The sequence below is a fragment of the Aeromicrobium sp. genome, from assembly GCF_049586495.1.
In the GTDB taxonomy this organism is placed as follows: domain Bacteria; phylum Actinomycetota; class Actinomycetes; order Propionibacteriales; family Nocardioidaceae; genus Aeromicrobium.
The window spans coordinates 1-6,867 of the sequence record NZ_JBAVCB010000122.1; the positions used below are offsets into that span (position 1 = coordinate 1).

Genomic DNA, 6,867 nt, shown 5'->3' on the forward strand with positions numbered 1-6,867 from the left:
CAGCGGGCCAGTCGGTCGAGCGTCGGCTCGGCCTTCCAGTCCTCCGCCGCCGGTCGCAGGACGCGCTTGAGATTCTCGGCCGCCGCGACTTCGAGCTCGGTGGCCAACGCGGCATCCGCACCAGCCAGGTCGATGCCGTTGACGTCCATGTGCGCCGCAAGCCAGGGGCCGATCTCGGCTGCGCTGCCGGTGAGCAGGTTGACGACGCCACCGGGCAGGTCGGAGGTGGCCATCACCTCGGCCAGCGTGACGCCGGCAATCGGGTGCCGATGGCTGCCGACCACGACGACGGTGTTGCCGGTGACGATGGCGGGGACCACCGTCGAAACCAGGCCGAGTAGCGAGTCCTGCGGAGCGAGCACCGCCACGACGCCTGTGGGCTCGGGAGCGGACAGATTGAAGAACGGTCCGGAGACCGGATTGGCGTTGCCCAGCACCTGCACGTACTTGTCGGCCCACCCCGCAAACCAGACGACGCGATCGATCGCGGCATCCACCTGCGCCGAGGCCTGCTTGGCGGTCAGGCCCTCGGCGGCGCGCACCTGCTCGACGAACTGCTCGCGGCGGCCCTCCATGACCTCGGCGATGCGGTAGACCACCTGTCCGCGGTTGTACGGGGTGCGGCCGGCCCACCCGCCGAACGCCGAGCGCGCGGCGCGCACGGCGTCGCGGGCGTCCTTGCGCGAGGCATGAGCCATATTTGCGAGGAACCCGCCCTTGGAGTCCAGCGCCTCGAAGGTGCGCCCGGACTCCGAGCGGGGGAACGACCCGCCGATGTACATCTTGTGCGTCTTGCGCACGGTGACCCGTTCGCTCATGCCGGGCTCCCTTCGAGATAGGCGGCCAGTCCGGGCTTGCCGCCCTCGCGGCCGTAGCCGGACTCCTTGTAACCGCCGAACGGCGAGGCCGGGTCGAACTGGTTGAACGTGTTGGCCCACACGACGCCGGCGCGCAGGCGGTCGGCCATCGCCAGGATCCGCGATCCCTTGTCGGTCCAGACGCCCGCCGAGAGGCCGTAGGGCGTGTTGTTGGCCTTCTCGATCGCCTCCGACGGTGTGCGGAAGGTCAGCACCGACAACACGGGTCCGAAGATCTCCTCCCGGGCGATGCGATGCGCCTGTGTGACGCCGGTGAAGATCGTGGGGGCAAACCAGAAGCCGTTGTCCGGCAGATCGCACGGGACAGACCAGCGTTCGGCACCCTCGGCGTCGCCAGCGTCTGAGAGCGCCGTGATACGAGCCAGCTGCTCGGCGGAGTTGATGGCGCCGATGTCGGTGTTCTTGTCCAGGGGATCGCCCAGGCGCAGCGTTGACATGCGGCGCTTGAGACGTTCGAGCACCTCGTCGTAGACGTTCTCCTGGACCAGCAGCCGCGAGCCAGCGCAGCACACGTGACCCTGGTTGAAGAAGATGCCGCGGACGATGCCCTCGATGGCCTGGTCGAGCGGCGCATCGTCGAACACGATGTTGGCGGCCTTGCCGCCCAGCTCGAGCGTCGCCACCTTGTCGGTCCCGGCGATCGATCGGGCGATGGCCTTGCCGACCGCCGTGGATCCGGTGAAGGCGATCTTGTCGACGTCGGCGTGGTCGACCAGCGCCTGGCCCGTGGAGCCGGCACCAGTGACGATGTTGACGACGCCCGGCGGGAGGTCGGCCTGCTGGCACACCTCGGCGAACAGCAGCGCGGTCAGGGGAGTGGTCTCGGCGGGCTTGAGCACGACGGTGTTGCCGGCTGCCAGCGCTGGCGCGATCTTCCACGCCAGCATCATGATCGGGAAGTTCCAGGGAATGATCTGGCCCGCGACTCCCAGAGCCCTCGGGTCCGGCCCGAGGCCAGCGTAGGACAGCTTGTCGGCCCAGCCGGCGTAGTAGAAGAACCACTGCGACACCAAGGGCAGGTCGACGTCGCGCGACTCCCGGATCGGCTTGCCGTTGTCGAGCGACTCCAGCACCGCGAACTCGCGGCTGCGCTCGGCCATGATGCGGGCGATGCGGTACAGATACTTGGCACGTTCTGAGCCAGGCAGCTTGCTCCAGACCCGGGTGTGGGCCTGGCGGGCGGCCCGCACGGCGCGGTCGACGTCGTCCGCGGTGGCCTCGGCGATCTCGGCAAGGACCTCCTCCGAGGCCGGGCTGATGGACTTGAATGCAGAGCCCGAGCCGTCGACGAACTCGCCGCCGATGAACAGCCCGTACGAGCTCTTGATGTCGACGATCGAGCGCGACTCGGGTGCAGGTGCGTAGTCGAAGGGCATGTCAGTCCACCGTCACGTAGTCAGGACCGGAGTAGGCGCCGGTCGTCATCTTCTGGCGCTGCAGCAGCAGGTCGTTGAGCAGCGAGGAGGCGCCGAACCGGAACCAGTCGGGATCGAGCCAGTCGTCGCCGACCGTCTCGTTGACCATGACCAGGTACTTGATGGCGTCCTTGGAGGTGCGGATGCCACCAGCGGGCTTGACGCCCACCTGCCGCCCGGTGGCGTCGCGGAAGTCTCGCACGGCTTCGAGCATCAAGAGCGTGACCGGCGCTGTGGCAGCAGGTTGGATCTTGCCGGTGCTGGTCTTGATGAAGTCAGCGCCGGCCTCCATGGCCAGCCACGACGCGCGGCGCACGTTGTCGTAGGTCTGCAGCTCGCCGGTCTCGAGGATCACCTTCAGGTGCGCGTGCGAACCGTCAGGACGGGCGCAGGCTTCCTTCGTGGCGACGATCTCCTCGAAGACGCGCGTCAGGTCACCACTGAGAAAGGCGCCGCGGTCGATGACCATGTCGATCTCGTCGGCACCGGCCTCGACGGCGTCTCGCGTGTCGGCCAGCTTGATGTCGAGCGCTGCGCGACCCGACGGAAAAGCGGTGGCGACGGAGGCGACGCTCACGGGCGCGGCACCGATGGCGGACTTCGCGACCGCGACCATGTCCGGGTAGACACAGACCGCAGCGGCAGACGGGCACGTGGCGTCGGTCGGATCAGGCTGCACGGCCTTGTTGGCGAGCGAACGCACCTTGCCGGCGGTGTCCGAACCCTCGAGGGTCGTGAGATCGACCATCGAGATGGCCAGGTCGATCGCCCAGGCCTTGGAGGTCGTCTTGATCGATCGTGTGCCGAGGGAGGCCGCTCGGGCCTCAAGGCCCACCTGGTCGACTCCGGGCAGGCCGCCGAGCACTCGGCTCAGGGACTCACCGCTGTGGGGGCCCCGCTGATCGTGGATGGTCACACCAATTCCTTCATCGTCGGACTGTCCAGAGTAGGCCCTCGGCATGCGCGTTCACCAACTTGTCACCTGCGATAGTCCTGATCGCTGTTGACTTCATGGACGTGAGGTTGTCCTCTGGGACAGTCGATGTGGTTCGGGGGGTCCGGACCGGAAACGTCGCGGTCCGAAAGGTTCACCTGTGTCTGCCCTGCCCTCCTGTGTCACCCGACGCTTCGCGACCATCATGGCGGGGTCCGTGATAGCGGCCTCGGCGCTTGCCGCGTCCCCCGCCCACGCCGCCGACGACGTCACTCTCAATCTGATCGGCATCAACGACTTCCATGGTCGTATCGACGGCAATACGGTCAAGTTCGCTGGCACCGTCGAGCAGATCCGGCAGGAGGGCGGCGCCGACAACTCGTTGCTGATCTCGGCCGGCGACAACGTCGGCGCGTCGGTGTTCGCCTCAGCGGTGCAAAAGGACATCCCCACCATCGACGTGCTCAACGCTCTCGCGCTGGACGCTTCGGCCGCCGGCAACCACGAGTTCGACAAGGGCGCCGACGATCTCACCGGGCGACTCACCGACGCGGCCGACTTCCCGTTCCTGGCGGCCAACGTCTTCCAGGCCGATGGCAGCCGGCTGCTCGATCCCTACACGCTGGTCACGATCGACGGCGTGTCCGTGGCGGTCGTCGGGGCACTCACCGAGGAGACGCCGGCGCTGGTCACTCCCACCGGCATCGCTGGTCTGACCTTCACTGACCCCACCGACGCCATCAACGACGCCGTCGGGGAGCTTGAGGCCCTTCCCTCCCCGCCCGACGTCATCGTGGCATCGATCCACGAGGGTGCCCCGGACGGTGCTCGCAGCTTTGCTGAGAGCATGGCGCAGAGCGCGGTGTTCGCGAAGATCGCCCAGCAGACTGACGCCGAGGTCGACGCCATCTTCATGGGTCACACGCACCAGAAGTACACCTATGACGCGCCGATCCCCGGAGAGCCCGACCGCACCCGGCCCATCATCCAGACGGGCAGCTACGGCTCCAACGTCGGCAACATCGTGCTCAAGGTCGACGCCGACACCGGCGACGTGAAGTCCTACACGCAGCGCAACGTCGCTCGCACCACCGCAGCCGACGGCACGTTGACAGCCATGTTCGCCCGGGTGGCGCAGGTCAAGACGATCGTCGACGCCGCGCTTGCCTTCGCAGCCGAGAAGGGCAACGAGCCAGTCGGCAAGCAGACCGCCGACATCACCACCGCGTTCACCGCGGCTGGAGCGCGCGACGACCGCGCCAGCGAGTCGACCCTCGGCAACCGGGTCGCAGACGCCCAGCTGGCCGGTGTCGCCGGCACGGCAGCGGGGGCCGATCTGTCAGTCGTCAACCCGGGCGGACTGCGCAGCGATCTGCTGTTCGCTGGCACTGGCGGCAGCAACACCGATGGCGTGATCACCTTCGCCGAGGCCAATGCCGTGCTGCCGTTCACCAACAATCTCAGCTCGGTTGCGCTGACCGGGGCACAGCTGAAGACGGTCTTCGAGCAGCAGTGGCAGCGCGACGCCAACGGCAACGTGCCGACGCGCCCGTACCTGCAGCTCGGCACGTCGAGCAATGTCGCCTACACCTTCGATCCCACCCGGGCCGAGGGTGATCGCATCACTTCGCTGCGTGTCGATGGTGCTGACGTCGATCCGACCGGCACCTACAAGGTCGCGGTGCCCGCTTTCCTCGCCGCTGGCGGCGACAACTTCCGGGCCTTCTCCCAAGGCGACGCAGTTGACACCGGCTTGCTGGACTACGAGGTCTGGATCGATTACCTGGGGTCCAACAGCCCGGTCTCGCCGGATTTCGCGCGGCACACCGTCCGGATCGAGGGTCTGCAGGACACCTACGACGCAGGAGGTGAGGTCGCTTTCAGTCTGCCGAAGCTTGACCTGTCCTCGCTGGGCAGCCCCGAGAACACCTCGGTGTCGCTGTCTCTCGTGCAAGGCGAGACGTCGTCGTCGCTGGGCAGCTTCGCGGTGAATGACGGTTCTGCCTCGCCGACCTTCACGCTGCCACAGGACGCCAGCGGCTCGGCGCGCCTCAGGGTCACGGCGTCGCCGTCTGACACCACGGCGCTGCTGCCGGCCTTCGACATCTCCCCGCAGGCCAGCATCAAGGTCTCCGGACCGTCGACGGTGACGGAGGGACGGGACCTCGGTCTGGTCGTCAAGGTGGGCGGTTCAGAGGGCAAGGCCTCGGGCACCGTCGACGTCACCAGCGACGGCGTCGATCTCGGCCACAGCACCCTGCGCAAGGGTCACGCGCGCGTCATCGTCGACACGTCGTCGTTGTCGCCGGGTCGCCACACGCTCACGATGACGTACTCAGGAGATGACGACTACGCCGCAGGCGAGGACACCGTCGAGATCACCGTCGTCGCGAAGGGCGAGAAGTGATGCGCCGCTCGATGGCAGGGGCCGCGGGCGCCATGGCACTCGTCGCGGGGCTCCTTCCCGCGGTCGCTGCGCAGGCCTCCCCGGCCGGCGACAGCCTCGTGATCAGCGAGGCCTACCTCAACGGTGGCAGCTCGGGTGCCACCTACCTGAACAAGTACGTCGAGATTCACAACCCGACCGATGCGGACATCGACGTGTCCGGCTGGTCGGTGCAGTACCGCTCATACAGCGCGACGGGCAACTTCACCGGCATCATCGCGCTCGGCGAGCACCACGTGGAGCCCGGCGGCTCGCTGCTGGTGGGTGGCAACAGCAATGCCTCCAACGGTGAGGCTCTGCCGACGCCTGATGTCGCCTCCAACATCGCGTTCTCGGGCAACGCCAATGGCGGCACGCTGGCGCTCGTCAAGCGCAGCACCGCGCTGACCGGCGAGCGTGCCGCCGTGCTGCAGGACGACGATCTGGTCGATCTTGTCGGCTACGGAGCGTCGGCCACCTACGAGGGCAGTGGTCCTGCCCCGCGTGAGTACTCCGTCACGTCGTCGCTGAATCGCCCCGAAGACGCCGACACCGACGACAACGCCGCCGACTTCACCGGTGGCGACCCGACGCCGAAGGCTTGTGGTCAGGCGTGTGATGGCGGGGTGGTCACGCCGCCCGATCCGCCGGTCACGGCCACCATCGCCGAGATCCAGGGAACCGAAGACGCCAGCCCCCTGGTCGGGCGCACCGTCACGACCCGTGGTGTCGTCACTGCCACCTATCCCACCGGTGGATTCGACGGTGCCTACATCCAGACGCCGGGCACGGGCGGTGACCTGGGCGCGCACGAGGCGTCCGACGGCTTGTTCGCCTTCTCGAAGGCCTTGGCGGAGGACGTGCAGATCGGCGACTTCGTCGAGGTCACCGGCCCAGTCTCAGAATTCTTCGGGCTCACCGAGATCTCGCCAGCAGCGGATGGATGGTCTGTGCTGACCGAGGCGACCGAGGCGGTCAAGCCAGCGGTCGTGTCGTTCCCGATGGGTGAGGCGGCTCGCGAGTCTCTTGAGGGCATGTTGGTGGCGCCGGAGAACGGCTTCACGATCACGAACAACTTCGCCACCAACCGATTCGCGGAGATCGGCCTGGCTTCAGGCGACACCGGTCTGCGGCAGCCGACCGACGTCGCACGACCGGGGTCGGCGGAGTACGACGCCGTCGTGGCCGACAACGCGCGTCGACTGGTCACGGTCG

The 6,867-nt window shown here is 67.7% G+C and carries 5 protein-coding genes; 2 read left to right on the forward strand and 3 right to left on the reverse strand.

Going from position 1 to position 6,867, the window contains the following annotated elements; all coding sequences use genetic code 11:
- From WB508_RS06585 to deoC, 3 genes are all read right to left on the reverse strand, one after another.
- Positions 1–818 (reverse strand): aldehyde dehydrogenase family protein (locus WB508_RS06585; RefSeq protein ID WP_423844083.1); only part of this gene is annotated, 818 nt, incomplete at its 3' end.
- Positions 815–2,254: an aldehyde dehydrogenase family protein gene (locus WB508_RS06590; RefSeq protein ID WP_423844084.1), complete on the reverse strand. Its 1,440-nt coding sequence runs from the start codon at positions 2,252–2,254 to the stop codon at positions 815–817. The genes WB508_RS06590 and WB508_RS06585, both read right to left, overlap by 4 nt.
- Position 2,255: 1 nt before the next feature.
- On the reverse strand, positions 2,256–3,209 hold the full coding sequence (gene deoC / locus WB508_RS06595) for a deoxyribose-phosphate aldolase (RefSeq protein ID WP_423844085.1): 954 nt from the start codon (positions 3,207–3,209) through the stop codon (positions 2,256–2,258).
- Positions 3,210–3,387: 178 nt separating this feature from the next.
- Here deoC and WB508_RS06600 point away from each other — a divergent pair, with 178 nt between their 5' ends.
- Positions 3,388–5,634: a 5'-nucleotidase C-terminal domain-containing protein gene (locus tag WB508_RS06600; RefSeq protein WP_423844086.1), complete on the forward strand. Its 2,247-nt coding sequence runs from the start codon at positions 3,388–3,390 to the stop codon at positions 5,632–5,634.
- Positions 5,635–5,645: 11 nt separating this feature from the next.
- Positions 5,646–6,867: lamin tail domain-containing protein (locus WB508_RS06605; RefSeq protein ID WP_423844087.1), on the forward strand; the 1,222-nt coding region annotated here is incomplete at its 3' end.

Bases quoted from the DNA above. Each gene is read 5' to 3' on its own strand.
- WB508_RS06590 (WP_423844084.1), bottom strand. From the start codon at position 2,254: ATGCCCTTCGACTACGCACCTGCACCCGAGTCGCGCTCGATCGTCGAC.